The organism is Knoellia flava TL1 (assembly GCF_000768675.1).
Classification (GTDB): domain Bacteria; phylum Actinomycetota; class Actinomycetes; order Actinomycetales; family Dermatophilaceae; genus Knoellia; species Knoellia flava.
Map to the genome: position 1 here is coordinate 1 of NZ_AVPI01000092.1, position 413 is coordinate 413.

The 413-nt window shown below is 67.3% G+C and carries 1 protein-coding gene; it reads left to right on the plus strand.

Annotated features, from left to right (window positions below; genetic code table 11):
- Positions 1-151: 151 nt before the first annotated feature.
- A partial coding sequence (locus N798_RS18830; protein ID WP_232222678.1) for a hypothetical protein occupies positions 152-413 on the plus strand: 262 nt, incomplete at its 3' end.

Sequence of the window (413 nt, forward strand, 5' to 3'; positions counted from 1 at the left end):
CGTGACCGCCACCAACGCGATCGGCACCTCTTCGGCGTCCGTGGCGTCGACGGCTGTGACACCGACTGCACCGGTCACCCCGGCGGCGGTGTCGTTCGTGGACTCATGTGGCACCAGTGCTGACACGTACACGATCCCAACAAGTACCGGCGTGGAGTATCTGGTGCATGGTGTGGTGAAGCCGGCCGGAACCTACCTCGGCACCGGGGCTGTCATGGTCACCGCTCGCGCCACGGCCGGGTACGCCCTGTCCGGGACCAGCTCTTGGTCCAAGACGTTCACCAGTACCGACTGCCCGATCGCACCGACCGCCCCCACCGGGGCGACCGTGTCGGCGGGTGACGGTCAGGTTGTGGTGTCGTGGACGGCGCCGGCCTCGACTGGTGGCTCTTCTGTGACTGGGTACACGGTCA